Annotated in this window: 2 protein-coding genes; both read right to left on the reverse strand. The window is 31.0% G+C overall.

Features of this window, described 5'->3' with window-relative positions; translation table 11 throughout:
- Positions 1–57 precede the first annotated feature (57 nt).
- On the reverse strand, positions 58–360 hold the full coding sequence (locus FOT98_RS31510) for a hypothetical protein (protein ID WP_000264858.1): 303 nt from the start codon (positions 358–360) through the stop codon (positions 58–60).
- Positions 361–483: 123 nt separating this feature from the next.
- On the reverse strand, positions 484–842 hold a 359-nt coding region (locus FOT98_RS31515; RefSeq protein WP_260851162.1), incomplete at its 5' end, for an alpha/beta hydrolase-fold protein.

The following is an 842-nucleotide window of genomic DNA, read 5'->3' on the forward strand; positions in this document are numbered from 1 at the left end:
GTGACTAAAATTATTCATCTTAAACACTTGAAATGATATTTACTATTTTTTTGTAATTTACCATTTTGATATTAGTGGCCAAATCCTTTTATTATCGTCCTCAGAAAGAGATGCAAATTTGTGAATTCCTAAATAATTAAATACCCTCTCTACTGGTTTAGTATTAGGCGGAATACTGTCTACCTGTACCGCCAGGAATTCTTGAGATGCAGATATGGTACCTTTTATTGAAATAGCTTTAGAAGTTTCAGTTAGACTCTCAAATAAATTAATTTGACTTTTTTTATTTCCAGTCCCATTCTGAAATTTCAATAACCCTGATTTCATACAATATTTAATCGTCATTTTTTTAATCCACATAAACTATCCATCCCAACACACTTTTTTATAAAAATACTTCATCACAAAATATAACAATCAAAAGTACCCGCATCTTAACTACATGCGGATACTTTTGTTACTATATTTTGCTGTAAATAAGAATCATCTTACATACTTCATATGGAAAGAGAAATGCTCATGTAAGAAAGTGGAAATAAAGAAATAGCTATGATCATAGCCCTCCATTTTTTTATAAGTTACCAGTTGACTATCTTTTTGAGCATTCTCTAAGAAAATATGCTCTTCCAATTGTTTTGGATAAAACTCGTCTTGACTACCTTGCATAATAAGAATAGGTGGAATCGTATCTTCTTTAATTAATTCTGAAGCATCCCATTGTTTCCAAGAATCTTTATCTTCACCTAAATAAGAAGTGAAAGCATTGATTCCCCACGGAACTTGACTAGGGGTTAAGATTGGCGAAAAAGCAGAAATTGCTTTGAATCTCTTAGCATTTTTCA

Source organism: Bacillus sp. HY001 (assembly GCF_007558965.1).
Lineage (GTDB): Bacteria > Bacillota > Bacilli > Bacillales > Bacillaceae_G > Bacillus_A > Bacillus_A mobilis.

What these genes read in the sequence shown, in the direction of transcription:
- FOT98_RS31510 (WP_000264858.1), bottom strand. Translation starts at nt 360, where the DNA reads ATGTGGATTAAAAAAATGACGATTAAATATTGTATGAAATCAGGGTTA.